Origin of the sequence: Siphonobacter sp. BAB-5405, assembly GCF_002872335.1 — a bacterium.
Classification (GTDB): Bacteria; Bacteroidota; Bacteroidia; order Cytophagales; family Spirosomataceae; genus Siphonobacter.
The window spans coordinates 15424-38651 of record NZ_NJAG01000043.1 but is presented as its reverse complement, the minus strand read 5'-3'; the positions used below and the strand labels follow the sequence as shown (position 1 = coordinate 38651).

Here is a 23228-nt window from a genome sequence, read left to right as displayed (position 1 = left end):
AATATATGAATGTTTGAAATGTTTGAAATGTTTGAAATGTTTGAAATGTTTGAAATGTTTGAAATGTTTGAAATGTTTGAAATGTTTGAAATGTTTGAAATGTTTGAAATGTTTGAAATGTTTGAAATTTAATTATTTTTATTTAACCTCCAAAGGTTAAAATTCAAACCTAAAACACTATTCCAAACCTTAAACCCTACTCAAACGACATTCAAGCCTTAAACCAAATTCAAACTTCAAACTCCATCAAACCCGCATTCCCAAAGCCAACTCAATATGGGCCAAATGATGCTGCACGTGCCAAGCTGAAATGGCGATGGCCTGCTTTTGATTAAAGTAAATGTTGCGGACAGGGTGAAAATAGCTAAGCTCTAGTTGTTCAGGCGTTAAAGATTCAATCAGATAGGCATACCGCTGGTGTACGCCCTCGAAAAGCAGGAGTGAGTCTTCTACGGGTGCGGACACACTATCGGCAGTATGGGCCCAACCGCCCATGTCAATAAGGGTCGCCTCGGCATAGTCCGGTTCAGTTATTGCCTTTTTCATTCGGAAATAATGCAGCAGTTGAATATCAGCTACATGATGGACCAGCTGCCGAATAGTCCAGCTGCCTTCCCGATACGTTTTACACATTTCTGCTTCGGAAAGATCTTGTACTAAGCTGCGATAGGTAGTGGGTGAAGTTCGAATAATTTCAACGCATTTTTGAAGTTCCTCTTCAGTATAATTCTCCTTTAATTGAAAGGGTCCAATGGGAAATTTAAGATGCTCCATGTGGGAAAATTAGTTAATGGTTATTTGTTGTTGGTTGATGGTTTAATGTCCTTCATCATTACCAAAATTAAAGTCGATTTTATTCAAAATATTGTACTTAACAATCAAAGTTGTTTTCACCTAGATTCCACGAAAATTAATCGCATTACTCGATTCTTATCATAACTTATTTATCTTTTGATTCGCCTTTAAAACTATCCTTTTCGTATGATTCATTACCCCAAAACCCGGCAGGATGTTAGCGTTACAGATGATTATTTCGGAACCACCGTCGCAGATCCCTACCGCTGGCTGGAGAACGATACGGCTCCCGAAACGCTGGCTTGGGTGGCTGAGCAAAATAAAGTAACTTTTCAGTATTTAGAGCAAATTCCCTTTCGGGATCGTATCAAAGAACGCCTCGAAAAGCTTTGGAATTATCCCCGCTACGGCTCGCCGTTTCGCGTCGGTGACTACTACTTTTTCTCCAAGAACGACGGTCTGCAAAACCAGGCGGTCGTTTATTACCAGAAAGGATTAGCGGCGGAACCGGAAGTATTTCTGGATCCGAATACCTGGTCAAGTGATGGAACGGTGACGGCCAACTTCGCCGGATTTTCGCACGACCATCGGTATGCGGCCCTGAGTATCAACCGGGCGGGTTCAGACTGGCAGGAAATGGAAGTCATGGAAATTTCCACCCGCGAAAAAACGTCCGATGCCTTACGGTGGCTTAAATTCAGCGGTGCCGCCTGGCATAAAAACGGCTTTTACTACAGTCGTTACGACGAGCCGAAACCCGGTGAAGAGCTATCCGCGGCTAACCAGTTCCATAAAGTCTACTATCATCAACTGGGTACCCCGCAGGAAGAAGACCAGCTGATTTTTGAAGATCCGGAACATCCCTATCGCTACTTTTTTGCCCAAACGACGGAAGATGAGCGGTTTCTGATCATCAATAGTTCGGAAGGTACGGACGGGTCTGAAATCTGGGTGAAAGATTTGCAGCAGGAAGGCAGTGCATTTATCCAACTTTACGAAGGATTTCAGTACAACTACGCCGTTGTTGATAATCGGGGGGATCAGTTACTAGTTCATACCAATGAAAATGCCTCGAACTATCACTTAGTACTAATCCATCCATTCACCCGGGAAAAATCCATTTTTGTGGCGGAAAAGCCTGAAAAGCTGGAATCAGCCGGGACGAGTGGTGGCAAACTCTTCGTGAATTACCTGAAAGATGTCACCGATCAGGTTTTCCAGTACGATTTGGCAACGGGCCAGCTCGATCGGCAGGTACGTCTGCCGGGGCTGGGTTCTTCTTACGGCTGGTCAGGCAACAGAGATGATCAGGAGCTATTTTACACGTTCACTTCTTTTCTGTACCCGCCCACGATTTTTCGGTACACCATTAAGACGGGAGAATCGGTGCTCTTTCGTTCCTCCGAAATACAGTTTAACCCCGAAGATTACGAAACGAATCAGGTGTTCTATCCCAGTAAGGATGGCACGCTGGTTCCGATGTTTCTGACGCATAAGAAAGGACTGGTTCGCGACAGCTCTGCTCCTACGCTGTTGTATGCCTACGGGGGTTTTAACATCAGTCTGAGTCCAGCCTTTAGCACATCCAATCTCATTTTGCTCGAAAACGGAGGTATTTACGCTCAGGCGAATTTGCGGGGCGGCGGCGAGTACGGCGAGAGCTGGCACAAAGCCGGAATGCTGGAAAACAAACAGAACGTATTCGATGATTTCATTGCGGCGGCGGAGTACCTCCAACGCGAACAGTATACTCGTCCGGAGCGGCTGACGATTGCCGGGGGGTCCAATGGAGGTCTGCTCGTAGGTGCTGTAATGACGCAGCGGCCAGAGCTATTTCGGGTTGCTCTGCCCGCCGTGGGCGTACTGGATATGTTACGCTTTCATTTGTTTACCGTGGGCTGGGGCTGGGTGGTTGAATACGGATCGAGTGCTCAGTCAAAAGAGAGCTTTGAAAACCTGTACGGCTATTCGCCCCTGCATCAGTTGAAAGCCGGTACGTCCTATCCCGCCACGATGATTACCACCGCCGACCACGACGACCGGGTGGTGCCCGCCCATAGCTTCAAATTTGCGGCGGCGTTACAGGAAAAACACGTTGGAACCAATCCGGTATTGATTCGCATCGATACCTCGGCTGGCCACGGAGCGGGTAAGCCTACGGCTAAAATCATTGAAGAACAGGCCGATAAATGGGCCTTTGTATTCTGGAACATGGGCCTGGAGGTCTACTAAACGGAGAACGGAGCTTCATCTGAATGAAGCTCCGTTCTTTTATAATCCATTTTTCATGACTATTAACCTGCCTTGATGGTAATCATCCAGTGAATGCCGTATCGGTCCTTGACCATCCCAAACGTTTCTCCCCAGAATTGTTTGATGAGTGGAGCAGTGATCTGACCGTCTTGCGAAAGCTGTTCAAAATACCTCGTCAATTTTTCGTCTTCTGAACCTTCGAGGGATAAACTGAAGGGCCCGTTGTTTTGCGTTTCCGTATAGTAGGGATGGTCACTGGCCAGTAAGATTACTTCGCCCTGCAATCGGGAAAACATGATTTTACTTTTCATCTCCTCACGGTTGGCTTTGGGGTCCTGATGAGCATCCGCTGGCCCCTCGCCGTAAGTAGATACCGTTAGTTCTCCGCCAAAAATGGTTCGGTAAAAGTCCATGGCCTCCCGGCAGTTTCCGCCGAAAAACAGATAGGGATGGAGCGTTAAAGCCGTCATAGATAAACGTGTTTAGAAGTACAGTACGGAGGTTTGATTGATGTCTAAAACTAAGCTAAAAACGCAATCATTGCTTCTGCGTCAGCGACTTAACGAACAACTAATTTGTTAGACTGAAACAGAGCTGAAAGCGGATCAAGCCGTTCAAATAAAAAGCTGTCTTTTTCCCTCCTGACTTCCTGTTTCTTTTGTACCTTGAGCCACTTACCTCCCACAAACAAGTTCCTTTTAGCTTTATACCAAATCCGTAATTCAGTTCTCTTTTATCTTGGAGACCTGCTTTAACTCTTGTTTTTCTTTCCCGTATGAAAAAACGTTTCCTTACCCTAAGCCTCGGCCTGTGTACGCATCTGGCGTTACTGGCCCAAACTCCGGCGGCTCCGACGTACCAATCCAATACCCGTTTTGAACAACTGGGTACGCTCCTGCCTACGCCTACGAACACGCGATCGGCTTCCGGTGCTCCTGGCAAAGCCTACTGGCAGCAACGGGCCGATTACGACATTAAAGTAGAACTCGACGACGAACAGCAGAAAATTACGGGTACGGAGACGGTTACGTACCACAATGATTCGCCGGATGCCTTGCCTTACATCTGGTTGCAGGTCGAGCAGAACCGCTTCCGGGCCGATGCCGCGGCGGGCAAAGCCTCTATGAGTAGCGGCATTAACCCGGAAGGGATGAGTACGGGCGAGTTGGCCCGACTGGCGAATACGCCAGCGAAAGCGTACGGGTACACTATTCATTCGGTGAAGGATGTCACCCGTGGGAAGGACCTAAAGTTTACGGTCAACGAAACCATGATGCGGGTGGATCTGGTCCAGCCGCTTAAGCCCGGAGAGAAAGTTGTATTTTCGGTTGACTGGGATTTTCTGGTTCCCCCGCAGGGCCGCTGCAATTACAAATATTACCCCGCCGACGGCAACTACGCGTATTACATCGCTCAGTGGTTTCCACGACTGGCCGCTTACGACGATGTGGACGGCTGGAAGCATAAGCAGTTTATGGGAGCGGGTGAGTTTACGCTGATCTTCGGCAATTACAAAGTGGCCATCACCGTACCGGCCGGACACGTGGTAGCCGCCACGGGTGAATTGCAGAATAGCAAGGACATCCTTACGGCTACTCAACAGAAACGCTGGCAGGAGGCTAAAAATAGCTACAAAACGCCCGTCCTGATGATCACGCAGGAGGAAGCCATTGCGGCTTCGAAGAATAAGACTACGGGTAAAAAAACCTGGATTTACAAAGCCGACAACGTACGGGATTTTACATTTGCCAGTAGTCGCCGGTTCATCTGGGATGCCATGAACGTGGATCTGAACGGGAAGAAGTCCATGGCGATGTCGTATTATCCGAAAGAGGGCAATCCGCTGTGGGGGCAGTACTCGACGCAAGCCGTGGCTCATACGCTGCGAAGTTACGGAGCCCGTACTATTCCATACCCTTATCCGGTAGCGATTTCCGTAAACAGCGGCAGTCCCGGTGGTGGGATGGAGTATCCGATGATTAGCTTCAACGGTGGACTGGCCGAAGCCGATGGTACCTATTCCGAACGCACCAAGTACAGCACCATTGGGTCATCATTCACGAGGTGGGCCATAACTTTTTCCCAATGATCGTCAACTCCGACGAACGCCAGTGGGCCTGGATGGATGAAGGACTTAACAGCTTTTGTCAGTACCTGGCTGAACAGGAATGGGATCGCGATTTCCCCAGCAGCTACGGCGAGCCACAGAAGATTGTGCCTTACATGCAGTCGGCGGCTCATACACAGGTACCGATCATGACCTCATCAGACAACATCATGCAATACGGACCTAATGCCTATTCCAAACCCGCGGCTGGCTTGAATATGCTGCGGGAAACGATCATGGGTCGGGAGTTATTCGATTATGCTTTTCAGGAATACGCTCGTCGCTGGGCCTTCAAATCGCCTACGCCCGCCGACTTTTTCCGGACGATGGAAGATGCCTCGGGTGTAGATCTGGACTGGTTCTGGAAGGGCTGGTTCTACACCGTCGAGCCCGCCGATCAGAATCTGGCCGAAGTAAAATGGTTTGCCATCGACGCTCAGGACCCGGCTGCCCGGAAGGCTCGTTTGAAAGAAGCCGATGAGAAACGTCGCCAAACGATGGCGGTGGAGCGGAATAAAACGGATATTAAGCAGACCGTCGTAGAAGCAAATCCGGAGATGAAGGATTTTTACAATACCTACGATCGCTACGCTCCCACCGAGGCCGAGAACAAGCAATACGCTGATTTACTGGGCACGCTGAGTGAAGAAGAGAAAAAGCTGTATCAATCCGGGAAGAACTTTTATACGCTTAGCATCGAAAACAAGGGCGGTCTGGTGATGCCCGTCATTGTGAAGGCTGAGTACGAAGACGGCACCAGTGAAGTGTTCCGCTTTCCGGCAGAAATCTGGCGGATGAATGACAAGCAAATTCTGAAGGTCATTCCAACGAATAAAAAAGTAACCCAATGGACGCTGGACCCTTACTACGAAATCGCCGATATTGATACGGAGAACAATGCTTTCCCGCGACAACCCAGTCAGCCCACCCGTTTTCAGATGTTCAAACAACGCGAGTTTAAACGTCCGTTGAATCCGATGCAGGAGCCGAAATCTTCGCAGGGAGCAATAGGTGGGAAATCGGGGAAATGATTGGTTTTATTTGATAAAGGTTTTTTGACCCGTCTATTATTTATATCTAGAAACTTGAACATCCATTGACAAGTGTTAGGGAATCACTATATCGTCCTGCAAACACGACTGGTTTTTCAATCCCAATCGCCAACATTGTGTTAATCGGAAAGGTTTTAATCTATGCAGTTCTATTAAAAAACATCAAACCCAAACTGTGGGATAATCTCAAGAAACCAGCTTTTATGACGGTAATGGCATTCTTACTTGGATGTTTCCACTTGACACTGTGCTATTAATTATTATTATAAAATATTAAAGAGAAATGGCTTACCATATAGTAAGCCATTTCTCTTTAAACGGTATGTTAGTTATAAAGTGTAAAAATGTTTAAGATAAATTAACAATAACACGTATAAATACGTATAGGATGTGTACTGTTTTAGCATGAAATTACCTGCGATTTTAAAACAAACACAACCTAAATAGTATGAAAAAAAAATACCTTCCTCTCATTTTACTTACCGCTTCCTTAGCAAGCACATTAGCATCAGGACAGGTAAACCATGTACCAAGCTATGAAATGAATCCAAGGTCTTCTCTTCTAAAAATCGCAGTAGATGATGGATTTAAAAATGGATGGTTACGTATCAAAGATAGCGTTAGCATAACGCCTGCCATTTTTATAAGTAGATATAGTACAGAGCTTGGTTTAACAAACAGTGATGTCTTGACACCAGTTGATACGGTGGTTGATCTGCAAAAAAATGTACACATTAAGTATAAGCAATATCATAAAGGCATACCAGTAATGGGAGCAGATTACACGATACACTTAAAAAATGGCAGGGTATACCAGGTCAATGGTAAGATTGCAGAAAGTTTAAATATAGATACCAAACCTGTTATTTCTAAAAACTCTGCTTTCCAAGCTTCTGTAGCATCTTATATGAAAAGTGGGAGTCAGCATAAAAGAAGCCTTTAAGTAACAGCGGATAAATTATCAGAACAGCCTAAGTTAACCATTGTCAAAAATTACAATGCTAGTTATTCGGGGAGAGATTGGCACTTAGCTTGGCAAGTACCCGTTGGAACGTCATCAGCAATTTTAGCAGATGTCTACATTGATGCTATTAGCGGTGAGACTATAAATACATTAGAACGCAGTATTCCGCTTTTAAGTCCTACTAGAGTACCTTATAAGGATAACGTAAAGATCGAACAGCCTACTCGTTTAATCTCTTACAAATTACCTCCTTCAGCAACTGCTACTTTTTATCCAATTCATCAAAGGTATCTGGCTGGACTAAGCGAACAAACATTTAACTCCAAACGAAGTACTCTTGACAATAAATACTATACATCCACTGAAGCCTTTGTAGGAGGAACTTGGCATTGGGTAGCGGAAGCATGGTATGTTGGAGCTAATTATGGCATCCATTCCTATCCTAACGGTTATAGAGGAACAAGCTATACTACGGATTTTGGAACACAGTTCGGTCTAGCTACCAATGCTGTCTGGATTGGTTCTAAATATTTTGATTACTTAGTATACAATTATGGTCGTAAGGGTATAATGATTAATTCCAACGACTATAAAATCGGAAGAATTATGGTAGGAGCAAGTGACGATGATGTTCGATACGTACATGAAGCTGATAACCTTCCATATTATCACATTGGTTCAGTAAATGGTATATCAATGGTAACTATAGACGTTATAGGCCACGAAATAACTCACGCACTAGTAAAAAAGACGGCTGGTTTAATTTATCAATATGAGTCAGGAGCACTTAATGAAAGTATTGCCGATATTATGGGTACAATGCTTGAACGCTATATGTTGCCTAATAACTGGAACTGGACTTTGGGGGAAGATGCAGTAACTATAAGGGATATGCGGACTCCTGAAATATACTCCCAGCCTTCAAGATTTGAAGGACCAGGTTGGGAATCTCCCGGTAACTGTCCCTTTCCTTTCTTAGGGAATGATTATTGTTGGGTACATACAAATAGTGGTGTAATGAACAAATGGTTTCATCTAGTATCCACTGGCGGAACCTTCAACGGTCAAAATGTAAATGCCATTGGCCCTCATGCTGCCCAACAAATCGTTTATTGGGCTTTGGCCAATTACTTACAATCACAGTCTACTTACAGTGATGCTCGGTGGAGCACTATGGCCGCTGCCCGAGATATTTATGGTGAATGCTCTAATGAACACAGAGCCGTTATTGCTGCATGGAATGCTGTGAATGTTATTTCTCCTGTTTGCCCTGGAAGTGGTGGTAGAATAGCAGCAGAACAAATTGAGAATTCAGCTGAAAGCATCATGAAAGTATATCCTAATCCTGCAACAGATTTTGTGACTATACAACTTTTTGATCCAATAACTACTGTAGATCTACAACTGTACGATATGACAGGCAAAGTTATTAAAGCTTGGAATACGAAAGAAAGTACTATTACTTTCGCTACAAAAGGTCTTGTTCCAGGAATTTATACCTTAAAAGCTCAAACTCCTAAAGGTATTTATACACACAAAGTGATTATCAATCAATAGAAATATTATGAAAAAGCAGTTCATTTTAGGACTCGTATTGATAACTGGCATTTTTATTTCCTGTGACAAGGATAGGCCAGAAGAATGCTCGTGTCAGGGGCCAACTATTAAAACCCTTACCGACGTCCCCATGAGTTTCAATGCAAGAGGATCGAGAGGATTCCTCTTTACACCGGGTAAAGGTTTATCCGCCTTCGTAGTATGTGATTCCACCAAACTTATTCCCTTTAAAGGCGTTTTCAACAAAGAACGCGAGAATGGGGTCATCTACTTTGATGAATATAACCTTTTAGTAAGTGGAAAATTGAAATGTAGCAACGAACCCTGCCGTTTTACGGGGTGCGATCTAGGTTATCTTGAAATAACGGAGGTTAAAGCTAGATAGAAAGACCTACTATTAAGTCACTAATTTGAATCCTAGCTTAAAGAGCAATGGCCTACCACCTGGTAGGCCATTGCTCTTTATCGTTTTAAGGCATACGGCTTAATGAGCAATTCGGCAGGTAAGCGTAGGAGTTCACTGAATTTACGAATCATGGTCAGTGAAAGAGCCTGTTTGTAGTGCAGCACCTTGCTAACCGTCGAATCGTCTCCGTAAATGCGAGCTAGATCCGCTGGCTTATAGCCGAAATCTTCCATCCGGATTTTTATTAGCTCCACCGGATCGGCCTCGGGTAGTTCATCTTCTACCAGCTTTTGTTCGTAATCGCTTATCAACCGAACCAGAAGCATTTTCTCTTTATGCTCGATGCTTCCTGGGTCAGCATACTTGATTTCCTGATAACGGGCCATTGCAGCCTCGTAATCATTTTCACTTTCAATGATAAACCACGGTTGGTTGGTCATTTTTTTGGTTTCGTTAGATGGTAAGAGCATCTATACGATCATATTCTGCGTGCGTGCCGACGAATCGGACTTCGACTACCTTGTCTCTGAAATTGATCTCAGCCACCAGTCTATAACTATTTCCTTTGATCGTAAACCGTGCTCTCTCTCCGTTTAAAATCTTTGCCCTCGGAAAGTCCTGAAGAATATCTTGGGGAAGAGTCCAGGCTGCTTGCTTTACTATTCTATTCCACTCTTTCAGGCTTTTGCCTGCGTCGTTGTGTTTTTGGTTGGATCTACCAATGTCACTTTACTCAGTAGTTGTTTTATTTTGTTAATCCGCCGTAGACTGCTGTACGAAGTCCTTCCGTATTCCTCTGCTTCGGAGAGTCTCTTTGTACTCAAAATTGATCCGTATTTACCTAGCTTCTCCGCATAAGCTAGCTCGCCGAAAAAGCGGACGTGCTACAAAGAAGTCATCTCAAGCCGATACTTCGCGTAAGCCACTTCACTTTTGTAGAATACCTCTCCCTCCATTTGCATACCAAACCGCTCGTAAAACGACCGGGCCGTCAGGCGAGCATCGCACCAGAGTACGCTGGCTTTTTTCGTACGCACCTGGGCAATCACTTCCGTAAGCAGGGCTGAACCGACACCCCTCCCCTGCCAGGACGCATCGACGGCAAACTTTCGAAAGCGAAAGCGATCGCTGGTTTCGGCAAACACCGAAATAACACCAATCAGTTGACCTTCGTGAAAAGCTCCGTAGTGCAGGCCCTGCTCATCATCGGTAAGTTTTACGGATGTCAGCGGTCGATCGGGCCAAAGTACCCGATGACGTAAGGAGTAGGTTTCTTGAGCAGATATTAATTGAATGTGGAAGACGGGAAGCATATCAATCAATCACAGATGAAAGGCCAAAGGTATGCAGAACGCACGCCTCTGGCCTTTTTTAATCCTTACAGAATGGGTTTTACGCGTGTTTTTTAATGTAAGCCTGAATATTTTTTAAATCCTGACGCAGGCGTTCATCCATTTTCTTGGCTTCTTCTTTAGTTGCTTTTTCTCTGGATTCGAGCGAAGTACGAGCCGTGCTGATCAGTTTGAGTCCCTCATCTTTGCTGGTTTTGTCCAGTTTACCCACGTGTTTTTCCAGATCGTTGAGGGTAACTTTCAGCGGATCAGTCGTCACTTCCGGCAGTACCAGAATGTCTTCGATGGCCTGGTGCCCTACCGTCAGTTCGGCGGCCGTTACTGCCTGATTCAGCTCCTCTTCCGTCAGTTTCTTCGCTTTGGCCCGTTCTACCAGTTTCTCCAGGTCTTTCAGGTGAGTATTGAAATTCGTCAGGTTTTCACCTTTCAGATTTCTCCCCTCCTGTTGAAGAGCCGCGATCCCCGATTCCATATCTTTCACTGCTGTTTCGGGAGCTTTGGTTTGGAGGGCAATCAGGGCCTGATCGAAATACGCGTCCGAAGGATTTTCAATCACCTGCGTTTCTTCGGCTGCAATGAGCGTTGTATCCGTAGTGGAAGTTTGAGCTTCCTGTTTTTTGGGAGAGGACTGGCAGGAGGCTAGTACCAGCATCAGGCCGATCGCAAACAGATTGGATTTCATGGTTTGATCGATTTAATTAGGAGTGTTGAAGATGTTCGGGGTAACGGGCCAGAATTTTCTCGGCCTCGTGGGCAAATTGTTTAGCCAGTCCAGCCGGATCATTTACCGGATTCTCCAGCGAACCACGCCACAGTAATTGCTGCGTTTTCGCGTCAATGACATCGACGATCAGCGTTCCTTCGGTGTAGTGTTCGGTATGATAACCGCTGTTCCAGGGCTGATAATAGTAACTGTAGCCAACGGGCATCCAGCGGCTTCGGTACCAGATGTTATAGGGAACGTAATACGGATAGGGGTAAGCGGGATTCGCGACTTGCTGGGTTTTATTTTCAAAATACTCGTGCGTGGATACTAACAAATCAGGTTGGTTATCGTCCTGAACCAATCCTTTTTTCGTGAGTTCGGAAGCAATCGCATTTTGAATCATTTCGTCGGTAATGCCACTTTTATACAAGGGATTTTTATTACCCTGAATATCTGGTTTGACGAACGTGAATTTCCGATACTCATCAAAGTTGACCGCACTTTTTTGCTGTACCTGAACGGCGGTGCATCCACTCATCCAGAGCAGAATAACACCTAGAAAAAACCATTGCGTTTTCATGCGTGACATGCATAATTGATAGCGTTGAATTTGTTTTTCGTACTGCTTTTGTGTGACCAAAGCTCTTGGTCGGGTTTTAAATTGAAGTATAAATACGCTTAAAATGATCTTAAAAACGGAGAGCTGGAACTGTCCTCTTTTCAGACGGATAAAAAGAAAAACGAACGCCGATAGCAGCGTTCGTTTGTGTTGATAAATAATACAGATTTTATGGGTTTACGTTTAATCGCTAAATAGGAATTAATGTTACTAACGGTTTATAGCGAATCATGAAAGCCTCCTTTTAAAGATCCAAGAAGACCTGTTAAAAATCGTCATGAAGTGGCTTGGGATCGGGAGCCAGATATACGGTAATGGATACGCTTTGGCCCCAGTACTGCTTTTTAAGTGGGATAGAGACGGGCAAGTAACCTATCCCTTCAACACGTAGCTGCTTCAAAGTACGATCGGTTATAAAAAACGATGCTCCTTTTGCTAAACTAATCCCCGCATTGACCTTTTTTTTACGATAAAACGTCCATAAAACTGGACAGGTCTGCGTTGTATCGTCGGCATACCTGCCTTCAATGTAAAGAATCGCATCTTTTCCGTTGAGCAACTTTTCTACCTTTTTAATCTGGTACGTAGATTGACTTATCGGTACCTGAGCTACGCTTTCCCAACCGATTAAGGCAAAAAACACAATAAGAAGATTACGTTTCATACACACTCGCATTAAAGTGACTAGGGTTAACGTTCAAACTGAATCCGAAACGCCGTCCAGCCATCTGCCTGCGTTTTCAGCGTAAAAGAAAAACCGTGGTTGACGAGAATCTCCCGAATCAGTGTCAATCCAATGCCCTGCCCCTGGGGTTTCGAACTGTAGAAAGGATTAAATAGCTGGGTTGATTCTTCGGACGTGATCGCCTTGCCGTTATTCAGAATCGCCAGTTCGGATTTCTGAATTTCAACGCGGATTTCAGTGCCCCCGGCTTCGATGGCGTTTTTCAGAACGTTGACCAGTACCTGTTCCAATTGAGCGGTATCCGCGTATAGTGTACAGGGTTCGTTCGGTTCAGGCGTATGAATACTGCTTCCCTGATTCAGAGCCGTTGCCCGCATAAACAGGCTTACCTGCTCCACCAGTCGGTTTAGTGAAACGGCTTCCCGTCGGGGTAAGGGCAGGCGTACCACATCCGCAAAATTCCGCATAAACTGGGTTAGTCGTCCGTTGCGGCCGCTGGCAATACGCAGGGCTTCGCTCAGGTCGGAAAATTCCGGCTCGGTCAGAAAATCAAGCGTTGTTTGCAGAATCGAGTCCGTTGCTCCCAGCGTATTGTTCACTTCATGAGCCATCATCCGAATGACTTTTCCGTAGGCTGCTTTTTCAATTTCGTACAGCTCGCTGGTCAGTTCTTCAAGCATGAAAAAAGAACGTCGAAAACCCTGATCCATCAGGTGGGAACGCTGTACCTTGTAAGTTTGTATGCCCGTCGTTTTGAGCGTTCGGGATTCGCCATCGGGCATGGTACTCATTTGCTGGAGTAAGCCCTGATCGGTTTCCTCGAGCTTTTTCCCGAGTATCCTATCACTGAATTGTCGGGTTGCGGTGGGATTGAGCTGAACCACGCGTTCGTCGAAATCCAGTACAAGCAGACCCACGGGAGAGGCTTCGATCAGTTTCTCCAGAAAAAAATGCTGCTCCTGCAACCGCGTCCGCTCTTGGCGTAGCTGATCGATCATCAGGTTGTATACTTCAATCAGCGTATCCACTTCACCTTTGCCCGTGGGTACGAACCGGATCGTAAAATCCTGGTCCTTGATGGCCTCAATGCCCGAGCGAATGAACGCGACGGGCTGTCTGAAATCCTGGTACAACTGAGCAGCAATGGCAATAGAGATAAACAGAATCACTTCTGCCGCTATGAAGAGCAGTTTATGTTGAAAGAATACCTGATAGACCAGCCCCGTCAGCAAAACGTGCAGGGCGATCATGTACAGAATATACTTCATGCGGGTAGTTAGCCTCATACATCGTCGGCGTCGTAGGAAATTCCGTATTTTTCAAGTCTTCGGTACAGGGCAAACCGCGTAATCCCCAACGAACGGGCAACCCGGGCTACCTTATTCTGGTGAAAATCCATGGCCCGCTGAATCATGTGGTACTCCATTTCTTCCAGGGTCAGCGTACCAACTTCGGGCAGGCTACGCGGGGCACTGGTGTTCGCGGTCAGATTGATCTGGAAATCTTTTACTTCCAGACGATCCTGACCGGACAGAAGCACCGTTCGTTCCACCAGATTTTTTAGCTGACGAATATTACCGGGTAAAGGCAGTGTCCTCAGCCATTGTACGGCCGTAGGACTCAGTTGTAAAGCGGGCCGATGGTAGATTTCCTTCAGGTTATTCATGAAAAATTCCGCCAGCAGGGGAATATCCTCGGGTCGTTCGCGAAGGGGCGGCAGTTTCACCGAAATAAGGTTAATGCGATAGTACAAGTCCTCCCGGAAGGTTCCTTTCGCAACCATTTCCTCCAAATTTCGGTTGGTCGCACAAATGATTCGCACGTCTACGGTACGGCTCTTGCTGCTGCCCAGCGGCTCGAAGCTCCGTTCCTGCAAAACCCGCAACAATTTTACCTGACTCGACAAATCCAGCTCGCCGATTTCATCCAGAAAAATGGAACCCCGGTGAGCCAGTTCAAAACGCCCGATTCGATCCGTTTTGGCGTCGGTGAAGGCTCCGCGTACGTGTCCAAATAGTTCGCTTTCGAACAAGGTAGCCGAAATTCCGCCGAGGTTCACCTTCACGAAAGGTTTACTTTTCCGGCGGCTGTTAAGGTGAATGGCTTCGGCAATGAGTTCTTTGCCGGTACCACTTTCGCCCGTAATTAGCACCGGAGCATCCGTAGGAGCCACGCGGCCAATGGTCTGCAGGATGTCCAGCAGCTTGGGGTCTTGCCCGACGATGTACTGAAACTGATATTTTTCCTGTAATTTCTGACGTTCCGGCGAGGATGTTACGGGCTGAGACAGGTTCAGAATGGTACGGACCGACTGCACCAGATGATCGTTCTGCCAGGCTTGGTAATGAAATCGCGGGCTCCTTTTTTCATGCCCTGTACCGCCAGATCGATACTGCCCCAGCCCGTAATCAGAATCACTGGAATAGCGGGATACGCCTCCCGAATCTGATCCAGTAAATGCATCCCTTCCCGACCGGAGGTTTCAATCGAAAAGTTGAGATCCAGTAGAATTAATTCCGGTGTATGCTGACGAAGTACGTCGAACGTTTCGACGGGTGAACTCGCTCCCATGACCCGGAACCCCTCTTTTTTGAGTAGCAGGGCCAGCGAAGTGCGAATAGCCAGATCATCGTCAACAATAAGAATCATATTTTTAGTTGTTCGTGGATGGTTTTTGGTTGATAGTGACTGCTGATTCTTTTGACGCTTTAGGTATTGCTTGAAAGGCTAATGAATTGATGTACCGGTTTGATTCACTCATCAAAGCAATTGAGGGATGTTATAAACCCAATCCAGGCCCATCAACCCCTAACGTACAACTAGCGTTACTCCTCGTGCAACGCCACAGCCGGTTGAATCCGTGAGGCCAGACGGCTGGGGTACCAGGCACAGAGCGTTACAAGCACGTAAAGGCTAATGATCGCAGCGAGGATTGCCGTCAGGTAAACACTCGCATCCATATCGAAGGCATTCAGCAAAGGAAATTGCAGAGCCACCACCAGACTGACGGCGATGCTAAAGGTAGTCAGTACCCAGATTTCACTCATAAACTGAAGGGTTATCGCTCCTTCCGTAGCCCCCATGGCCCGACGCAGACCAATTTCGCTTTTCCGGCTAATCATGTTCAAATGTAAAATACCAAACAGACCCAGCACCACGTCCATCAGCAAAAACCCACTGATCAACAGGAAAATAGTAATCAGCACCATTACATCGTTAAACTCCTGTTTGCGGATGTCGTCCAGAAAGATCATTTCCGCATCCACATCCTTTGCTATCTGGGATACCTCTTTCATCAATTGCGATTGAAACGTAGCGTCTACACCGGCACGCGTCTTAATCAACATACTCATTTCTCTGGCACCATACTGCCCAACCGCTGTTTCAAACATGACCGGTACTTCCTCCGCCAGGGGATCTTTTCGGAAATGGTCCACCATTCCAACGATTCTCCATTCGGCCATAGCCCCTCTGTTAATGACCTTCCCGATGGGATCTTCGTTCGGAAACAGGGTTTCCTGGAACTTCTTATTTACAATCACAGGGCGGTAATCGTAAGAAGGACGCGGCAGGCTAGCCCAATCTTTAGCACCCCTGGGAGCCCAGTTATCGGGGATCTCAAAAACCCGATCCTGAGCCCCAAACCAGCGGCCTGCTTTCAATTGTAGCTGTAGCGTAGGTAGTAATTCTTCGTCTGCATCGTAAACGATAGCAGAGGTTTTGACCTGTTGCTTGTAATTAATGCTGTCCGACTGAGTACCTTCTGGAAAAGATTGATTCGTCAGTGAAGCACGTTGCACCTCCGGATACGAACGAATGCGTTGCAAAAGGGCCTTCTTCTGCTCTCTGGTATCACCTGCTCCCTCTTTCTGGCTGAGTTTGAGTACCCAAACGTTTTCATAACTGAAGCCGATCGGATCCCAGTACCTGCGAAAACTGGCAATCAGCAAAGAGAATACCCCAAAAAGCACCAGAAACGAAGCTCCTATTTCAATCATCAGTAAGGTATGAGCCCTCCGTTTATTCCAGATTAATGTAAAAAAATGCCGAAGCATAAAAACAGATTTACAGTGAAAAGCACGGTTACCTGATCACCCCCCTCTTTAGGCCTTTGGCCTGTCAACAATCTTTTTTTAAGTAGGCGGAATCGCACTTAGCATAATACAAACTGTCCCTTTTCTGATTCCATTCTTTCGTTTGAGGCGTCCTAATCAGCTACAAGGGGCCCATCCAGGCATCGGATTTGTTACCTTTCTCCTACACCAACCCTCTGCCTCACCACCAAACAACTAAAAACTATCAACTAGTCCCCCCTTACTCTTCATGCAACGCCACCGCTGGTTGGACCAGCGACGCCTGACGACTCGGGTACCAGGCACACAGCGTAACGAGCAGATAAATAACGCCTACCGCAGCGATAATGGCCAGCACGTAAATATTGGCATCCATATCGAAGACATTCATCAGCGGAAACTGTACCGCAAAGAGTAAGCCCAGGAGCAAACTAAACGTCGCCAGTACCCAGATTTCACCCAGAAATTGCATGGATACGGTTTTCTCCGTAGCACCCATGGCTCGCCGCAGGCCAATTTCACTTTTTCGACGGGCAATGTTCAAATTTAGAATACCGAACAGGCCCAATCCTACATTAATTAGCAGAAAAGTACTGATGATTACAAAAACGATGACGGGTACCAAGGTCAGGTTGTGCTGGTTTTTACGGGATTCCGTGAGGTACGTGACTTCCGCCCCCCAGCCCTGACCGACCCCCAGCACCTCTTTGACGAGCCGGGCTTCGAAGTTGGCATCCGTGCCGGGACGCGTTTTGATCAGGATATTCTTATCCCAATCCGTATTCATGAGCGACTCAAATACGGCGGGGGTATTTCCCGTAAATTCACCTTTTCCTTTGAAATGGTCGACCATTCCGACCACCTTCCAGACGTGTTTGTCATCCTGTTTAATCACCTTCCCAATCGGATTTTCGTTCGGAAAAAGCTTTTCCTGAAATTTCCTATTAATCACCAGGGGAGTATACTGAGCAGCCCGATCCTGGGGACCGAACCAGCGGCCCGCAACTAGCTTCAGGTCCAAGGTTTGGGCTAACGCTTCGTCTGAACGGTAAAACTCGGCCATGGTATGAACATTGTTATACGTGATCCCATTGTTCATATTACTCATGCTAAACGGCGTGTTGGAACTCATCCGGGAGGCACTTTCCACTTCCGGGTAGGAGCGAATGCGTTGCATGATGCTTGTACTTTGTCGCCAATATTCGTGGTGTCCTCGTTGTTGTTCAGTTCGAGTACCCATACGTTTTCGTAGGAAAAACCGATGGGCTCGCGGTAGTTGCGGAAGTTGGAAATCAGGAAGGTCAGCACGCCGAAGAGCACCAGGAACGAAGCCCAGATTTCGATGATCAGTAGTGCGTGCGTTCTCCGTTTATTCCAGATCAGGGTAAAAAAATGGCGAAGCATGGAAGGGTATGTTTTAAGGTGAGTCGTCGTTAGCGTACACCTGAGGATTTATGATTTGAGAGCATCTACAATGTTCAGTTTCGACATGCGGAAGGCCGGTAGTACGCCCGAAAGCAGACCAAATACCAGACATACACCGATGCTGACGAGAAATACGGTAACGTTAATCGTCAGGTCGGCATAGGCAATCCAGCCACTTTGATTGATCAGCTGGATGATACCATAGGAAAAGATCAGAGCCAGTACGCCGCCCAGAAAGGTGATGAAGATGTTTTCGATAATAAACTGCCACAGCAGCGTGCGGGCCGGTGCTCCGAAGGCTTTCCGTACCCCAATCTCCGAGGCTCGTTCCAGAATGCGACTAACGTTGACATTCACCAGATTAATCGCCGGTAAAGACATGAACATCAGAACGATAATACCGACGATGCTGTAAAAGAAGATCTTCTTACTGTCATCCGTGCCAAAAAAGGGCGTTAGAAACTGATTGATGTAGGTATCTGCTTTAACCACAAACTGACTATAACGAAAGCCGGATTCTTCCCCGGAAGCGGGAAGACGACCGATGACCTGATCAAATTCAGCCTGAATCGCCTGACGATCGGCGGGGGTTTTAGCGAGAATGATCCCTACGAAATTGCCCCGCATTTGTCCCTTTTCGTAATTGCTTTTAGGAGCCGTATACGGGAAATAAACATCGGCATAGGTATACAGTCGCGTAACCGGACTGCCCTTTACCACACCCATTACCCGATACCGCAGTCCTTCAATTTCAATATCCCGACCAACGGTGGATTTGCCATCGTCTTCGAAATACTCTTTGCGTAACTTATCCGTAATGACGGCGACGCGATCGCCCCCTTTGATTTGTGGCTCGCTGAAGGGTTTTCCTTCCAGAAATTCAAAATCCGTTACCCGCCAGAAATCGGCATCCGTGTATTTCGTATTGAGCTTGATACGTTTCCCATTAACGTACGCGTTCGCAAAGCTAAACTGGGATGAAATGCCTACCCGCTCGGGCGTTTGCAGGGTTTTGACGTAGGTATTAATAAATCGAAAGCTGGGCGGTCCCTGACTGCGACTATTTCGGGATGAATCGGTCTGGGTCAGCATAGTGACGTACAGCGACCGGTAGCGTTTGTTTTCGGGATAGTGCGAGCCCAGTAAGTGATCCAAAAAAGACGTAATCACCATTAGTACGGTCAGCGTAACGCTGATGCCGAACAGCGTAATGAAGGTATAGAAAGGGTGCCGGAGCAGCACTTTCCAGGCTATTTTGATGTAATTGAGTAGCATAGGATCAATCCGATCAATCGTGACAAAAAGGTTCGTACTTACTGTACCTGGGTACCGTCGAAGAGGCGAATGAGGCGGTGGGTACGCTTGGCCATGGCATCGTCGTGGGTAACCATGACGATGGTGGCTCCATCCTCATTGAGTTTTTGCAGAATGGAAAGGATTTCGTTGCCCATCGCACTGTCCAGGTTTCCTGTAGGCTCATCGGCCAGAATGATTTCGGGTTGTCCGACAATGGCCCGGGCAATGGCTACGCGTTGTTTCTGTCCACCCGAAAGTTGCTTGGGAAAGTGTTTCATCCGGTTGCTCAAACCCACTTTTTCCAAGGCCTGCTGAGCCAGTTCGCGGCGTTGTTTCGCGGTGCTATCCCGGTACAGCAAAGGAATCTCTACATTGTCGAGTACCGACAGATCATTAATCAGGTGGAAGCTCTGGAAGATAAAACCTAGCTTCTGATTCCGTAACTGGGCCAGAGCCTTGTCCTGGTACCGTTCGACGCGGCTACCGTCAATTTCAATGTGTCCGCTGGAAGGCTCGTCGAGTAATCCCATGATGTTCAGCAGCGTACTTTTGCCGCAACCCGAAGGCCCCATGATGGACACAAATTCGCCCCGGTTCACCGTCAGGTTAATATTATTCAGGGCCAGCGTTTCCACCGAGCTGGTTCGGTACACTTTCTCAACGTTCTGTAACTTGATCATAAGGTTTGTCAGGTTAACTACTGATGTTTTATTAATACTGATGTTTTGAATTCATTTTTTAGTCGCAGGACCAGCCTTTATACACTTACTTTCCAAGCCTACACCTGTATTTCATTCATTTATACTTTTAGTACAATTAATGCCACTAAGCCTTGACGAAGAACAGTCATTAAATGCTAAAGATGAAAATACCTCCCGCCCGTGAGCCGCGGAATGCCCTACGACAGTCGCAATGCGGTGGCCCAGAGCAGACTGTCGTCAGGCATGGAGTGGCTCATGGGCTACTAGCAGCCAGTAATGAGTGCGAGTGCCGTCTTAGTATAACCAGATCAATAATCCGCTCTACATTATTCATACCAAATCTTCTCCCTCCGCTCAAAATCATACAGCGTCAGCAACCGCAGGCTGTAATACGACTGCCAGTAATCCCGCAGAGCCAGAATGTAATCGCGTTTGGCCCGGTCCTTCTCCTGCGTAGCAATCGCCAGATCCGTTACGCTCAGATTGCTTAAGATAAACCGTTCCTGAGCAATCTGGTAGCGGTTGGCCGCAATCTCGTCGGCCAGCCGCGTAAGCCGTACCTGTTTTTGGAGCATCTGCAAGAGCGTAACCTGCGTGAAAATCTGCTGTTCGAACGTCAGCTTATCCTGCTCTACCGACTGCTGGGCAAACTCCCGGTTCGCTTTAGCCACCTCCGTTCGAGCCTTATTCCGGCCCCAGGTCAGAATGGGCAGCGTAAACTGCAACTCCACAAACTCCCGATCCTGCGGTTTACGGTAGACATCCATCGGCTGACTACCCCGGTTCGATAGCCCGAATGTGGCGTTCAGCGAGGCGTTCAATCCATTCTCCTTCACGGCCTGCTGTACATCGCGTTCGGCTTCCAGCAGGCGGCGACTAAAGGCTACGGCATCGGCCCGGTTTGCGAAGGCTTCATCAATGGCCTTTTGCGGCTCCACGACAAACTCCCGCAGTTGTGTTGGAATTTCCAGTTCGGGCATGCGATCATTCCGAAAACCGATGTACCGATTCAGTTGCAGCGAAGCTACCGTAGCCGATTGCTGGGCCGAGGCCAGGTCTTTCTCTGCCGTCAGTACTCCCATCTGTAATTGCAACAGGTCATTCTGCGAGATACGTCCCAACTCCAGTTTATGCTGGGCAATTTTATAGAGCGTGTCGTTATTCTGTCGGTTTTTCTCGGCAATCTGTAAGTTCACCTGAGCTACCAGCAGATCGAAATAATATCCTGAGGCCTGCAGAGCTACTTCTTCCATTGACGAAAGGTACTGCTGCATGCCTTCCTGATACTTCAGCGGCTGGATGCGGCGGTCCCATCGCATGGCATTGTAACGAAACAGGGGTTGACGAATACCCATTTCAAAAGGAACGCCATTGTACCGCGTGTTGTCGCGGGCAAAGTCGTCGAAGCGTTGCAACTGATTTTGCACGTACAGCGTACCGCCCGTCGGGGCAATGCTCTGGCTTAGCGACAGGCTTAGTAGGGAATTGTTGTTAGATACGGGCTGAAAGGCAATGGTACCGTCGGGTTGCACGACTTCAATGTACGAACGCGTGAAACCCGGCAGCGTACCATCCAGACTCAGTTGGGGCCGGTAATCCGCCAGAAACGAGCGGTATTGCCAGTACGTGGTCTTTTTCTGGGTAATGGCCTGTTTAGCGGCGATCGACTGATGGCGAGCCTGCTCGACGGCCTCGACCAGCGTAAGTTTGTACTCCTGAGCCCAGAGTGTACCAACATTCCACAGCATCAGCAGGAGAAACGCGTAGATTTTCATGGCTTGATACTGATTTCTTCCAGGTGCTGATACTGATTTAAGTCCGTCAGAATGACCCGATCGCCTTCCTTCAATCCGCTTTTAATTTCCACGAAATCAAAGTTGGAGCGTCCGATTTCTACTTCCCGCCGGTATGCTTTGTTGCCTTCCCGCACGTAGACGTACTGCTTGCGTTTACCCGTGAATGCAGGGCCATTCGCTACCCGCAGGGTTCGCGTACTGCGATCGGTGACGACAAATACGTCCACTTTCATGTTGGGCCGTAGCAGCGTACTCTGGGCGTTATCGAGCTGGATAACAAACTTGACGATCCCATTGCTGATGGCAGGTTTTACCTGAGTAATCTGTCCCCGCAGCGTCGTATCGTTTATTTTTAAGATGACGGGCAAGCCGACTTTCACCTGATCGGCATAGATGTCGGAACAAGAACCATCCACCCGGAAACTGCCCAGATCGGCCACTTTCGCCAGCATTTCGCCTTCGTTGACGGATGAACCAATATTTTCATTGACCCAGGTGAGGACCCCCTTGCGGTCGGCCACGATGTCCGCCCGTTTTAATTTGTGGTCCAGCTCTTTGAGATTTTTGCTTTCGATTTGGGCCCCCAGTTCGGTTTCCCGCAAGCTAGCTCCCATCGACTGCCGATTGTACGTCAAATCGTTTTCGAGCTGCTGCTTTTCGAGTTCGGCAATTTTCAGGGCGTTTTCCGCCCGGGTGATGTCTTCACGGGTACCGCCGCCTACTTTCTGCAAGCGACGAGAATCTTCAATGTCCGCCCGAAGCTTGTTGATATTGAGTGACTTGATTTTGTCACTGATTTCGGCGTCGTAGAGGTTCTTGTTGAGTTTCATTCGCAATTGATCGATGCCGTTGCGTTTTAGCTCCAACTGATCCTGCATTTTCTCGTATTCAATCTGCGTTAGCGATTTGTCTAGTTCCAAAATGGCCTTACCCGGCTCGACGGGTGTACCCGTCGTAAGCAGTACCCGTTTGATACTCGCCCGAATGGGACTGGTCATAATTTGCTCATACGCCGGAATGACTTCCCCCGTAGCGGTCAGCGTATTTTCTACGTCGCCAACGCTCACCGAAGCGGTCCGTATCCGCGAGCCTTCGATAGAGCTTTGTAGCGTAGACCGCACGCCGTAGATACCAGCTATCAGAGCCAGCAGTAGGCCGGAGGCTACCAGCCATCGTCGGTTGCGTTGTCGCGTTCGGTATTCTGCCTGTACTTCCCGATCCATTGGTACTAAAAGGTTGAAAAATGAAGTGATACTACCCTTTCCTACATGCCACAAGCGTGCCACAGTGTATATTACTGTATTTCAATACCTTACCAAAATCAGTGACTCCTAAAAGTGTGCGATATCGCACACGTTGTGTCAAATCGCACGGCTTGTCCTGACGGGTGTATGGATGATTTTTTAGGTTATTTCGCCTTGGACAGAGCGAGCTTGGTTCT

The 23228-nt window shown here is 47.4% G+C and carries 19 protein-coding genes and 2 pseudogenes; 4 read left to right on the top strand and 17 right to left on the bottom strand.

Annotated features, from left to right (window positions below):
- Positions 1–246 precede the first annotated feature (246 nt).
- On the bottom strand, positions 247–774 hold the full coding sequence (locus BWI97_RS22070) for a YfiT family bacillithiol transferase (RefSeq protein WP_102202835.1): 528 nt from the start codon (positions 772–774) through the stop codon (positions 247–249).
- A 207-nt stretch (positions 775–981) separates the two neighbouring features.
- Between BWI97_RS22070 and BWI97_RS22065 the strand changes: the two genes are divergently transcribed.
- Positions 982–3027: a prolyl oligopeptidase family protein gene (locus BWI97_RS22065; RefSeq protein WP_102202834.1), complete on the top strand. Its 2046-nt coding sequence runs from the start codon at positions 982–984 to the stop codon at positions 3025–3027.
- A gap of 62 nt (positions 3028–3089) precedes the next feature.
- Here the strand turns inward: BWI97_RS22065 and BWI97_RS22060 are convergent, their stop codons facing one another.
- Complete coding sequence (locus BWI97_RS22060; RefSeq protein WP_102202833.1) at positions 3090–3518, bottom strand: VOC family protein; 429 nt, start codon at positions 3516–3518, stop codon at positions 3090–3092.
- Between the two features lie 305 nt (positions 3519–3823).
- On the opposite strand from BWI97_RS22060, the pseudogene BWI97_RS22055 reads away from it, so the two are divergent.
- The 3 genes and pseudogenes from BWI97_RS22055 (at position 3824) to BWI97_RS22045 (ending at position 8728) form a co-directional block, all read left to right on the top strand.
- Positions 3824–6186 (top strand): annotated as a pseudogene (locus BWI97_RS22055) (M1 family metallopeptidase).
- 469 nt (positions 6187–6655) lie between these two features.
- The gene (locus BWI97_RS22050) at positions 6656–7150 is read left to right on the top strand and encodes a hypothetical protein (RefSeq protein WP_102202832.1); all 495 of its coding nucleotides are present in this window, start codon (positions 6656–6658) and stop codon (positions 7148–7150) included.
- A gap of 627 nt (positions 7151–7777) precedes the next feature.
- Positions 7778–8728, top strand: coding sequence for a M4 family metallopeptidase (locus BWI97_RS22045; RefSeq protein ID WP_158242817.1), 951 nt, complete (start codon positions 7778–7780; stop codon positions 8726–8728).
- 462 nt (positions 8729–9190) lie between these two features.
- Here BWI97_RS22045 and BWI97_RS22035 read toward each other — a convergent pair whose 3' ends face one another.
- From BWI97_RS22035 to BWI97_RS21970, 15 genes and pseudogenes are all read right to left on the bottom strand, one after another.
- Positions 9191–9574, bottom strand: coding sequence for a type II toxin-antitoxin system HigA family antitoxin (locus BWI97_RS22035; RefSeq protein ID WP_102202830.1), 384 nt, complete (start codon positions 9572–9574; stop codon positions 9191–9193).
- 13 nt (positions 9575–9587) lie between these two features.
- Positions 9588–9815 (bottom strand): type II toxin-antitoxin system HigB family toxin, encoded by a 228-nt coding sequence (locus BWI97_RS28440; protein ID WP_255403167.1) that lies wholly within the window; start codon positions 9813–9815, stop codon positions 9588–9590.
- Between the two features lie 203 nt (positions 9816–10018).
- Positions 10019–10447 (bottom strand): GNAT family N-acetyltransferase, encoded by a 429-nt coding sequence (locus BWI97_RS22025; RefSeq protein WP_102202828.1) that lies wholly within the window; start codon positions 10445–10447, stop codon positions 10019–10021.
- 79 nt (positions 10448–10526) lie between these two features.
- Positions 10527–11168, bottom strand: a complete 642-nt coding sequence (locus tag BWI97_RS22020; protein ID WP_102202827.1) for a hypothetical protein — start codon at positions 11166–11168, stop codon at positions 10527–10529.
- Positions 11169–11184: 16 nt separating this feature from the next.
- Positions 11185–11781 carry a DUF4136 domain-containing protein gene (locus BWI97_RS22015; protein ID WP_102202826.1) on the bottom strand — a complete coding sequence of 199 codons (597 nt, stop codon included), beginning with the start codon at positions 11779–11781 and terminating at the stop codon, positions 11185–11187.
- A 295-nt stretch (positions 11782–12076) separates the two neighbouring features.
- Entirely contained in the window at positions 12077–12475 is a 399-nt protein-coding gene (locus tag BWI97_RS22010) for a hypothetical protein (protein WP_102202825.1), read from the bottom strand.
- A gap of 26 nt (positions 12476–12501) precedes the next feature.
- Positions 12502–13764 carry a PAS domain-containing sensor histidine kinase gene (locus BWI97_RS22005; RefSeq protein WP_233207948.1) on the bottom strand — a complete coding sequence of 421 codons (1263 nt, stop codon included), beginning with the start codon at positions 13762–13764 and terminating at the stop codon, positions 12502–12504.
- 14 nt (positions 13765–13778) lie between these two features.
- A pseudogene (locus BWI97_RS22000) lies at positions 13779–15145 on the bottom strand (sigma-54-dependent transcriptional regulator).
- Between the two features lie 176 nt (positions 15146–15321).
- A complete protein-coding gene (locus BWI97_RS21995) occupies positions 15322–16551 on the bottom strand; it encodes an FtsX-like permease family protein (RefSeq protein WP_102202823.1) in 1230 nt (409 codons plus the stop codon).
- Positions 16552–16810: 259 nt separating this feature from the next.
- Positions 16811–17746, bottom strand: coding sequence for an ABC transporter permease (locus BWI97_RS21990; RefSeq protein WP_369826640.1), 936 nt, complete (start codon positions 17744–17746; stop codon positions 16811–16813).
- A complete protein-coding gene (locus tag BWI97_RS29290; protein WP_369826639.1) occupies positions 17698–17973 on the bottom strand; it encodes a hypothetical protein in 276 nt (91 codons plus the stop codon). The genes BWI97_RS21990 and BWI97_RS29290 overlap by 49 nt, the downstream gene beginning before the upstream one ends.
- Positions 17974–18021: 48 nt before the next feature.
- The gene (locus BWI97_RS21985; RefSeq protein ID WP_094816769.1) at positions 18022–19269 is read right to left on the bottom strand and encodes an ABC transporter permease; all 1248 of its coding nucleotides are present in this window, start codon (positions 19267–19269) and stop codon (positions 18022–18024) included.
- A 38-nt stretch (positions 19270–19307) separates the two neighbouring features.
- A complete protein-coding gene (locus BWI97_RS21980) occupies positions 19308–19970 on the bottom strand; it encodes an ABC transporter ATP-binding protein (protein WP_102202822.1) in 663 nt (220 codons plus the stop codon).
- Between the two features lie 347 nt (positions 19971–20317).
- The gene (locus BWI97_RS21975; RefSeq protein ID WP_102202821.1) at positions 20318–21766 is read right to left on the bottom strand and encodes a TolC family protein; all 1449 of its coding nucleotides are present in this window, start codon (positions 21764–21766) and stop codon (positions 20318–20320) included.
- Positions 21763–23010: an efflux RND transporter periplasmic adaptor subunit gene (locus BWI97_RS21970; protein ID WP_102202820.1), complete on the bottom strand. Its 1248-nt coding sequence runs from the start codon at positions 23008–23010 to the stop codon at positions 21763–21765. Before BWI97_RS21970 ends, BWI97_RS21975 begins: the two co-directional genes overlap by 4 nt.
- Between the last annotated feature and the right edge of the window lie 218 nt (positions 23011–23228).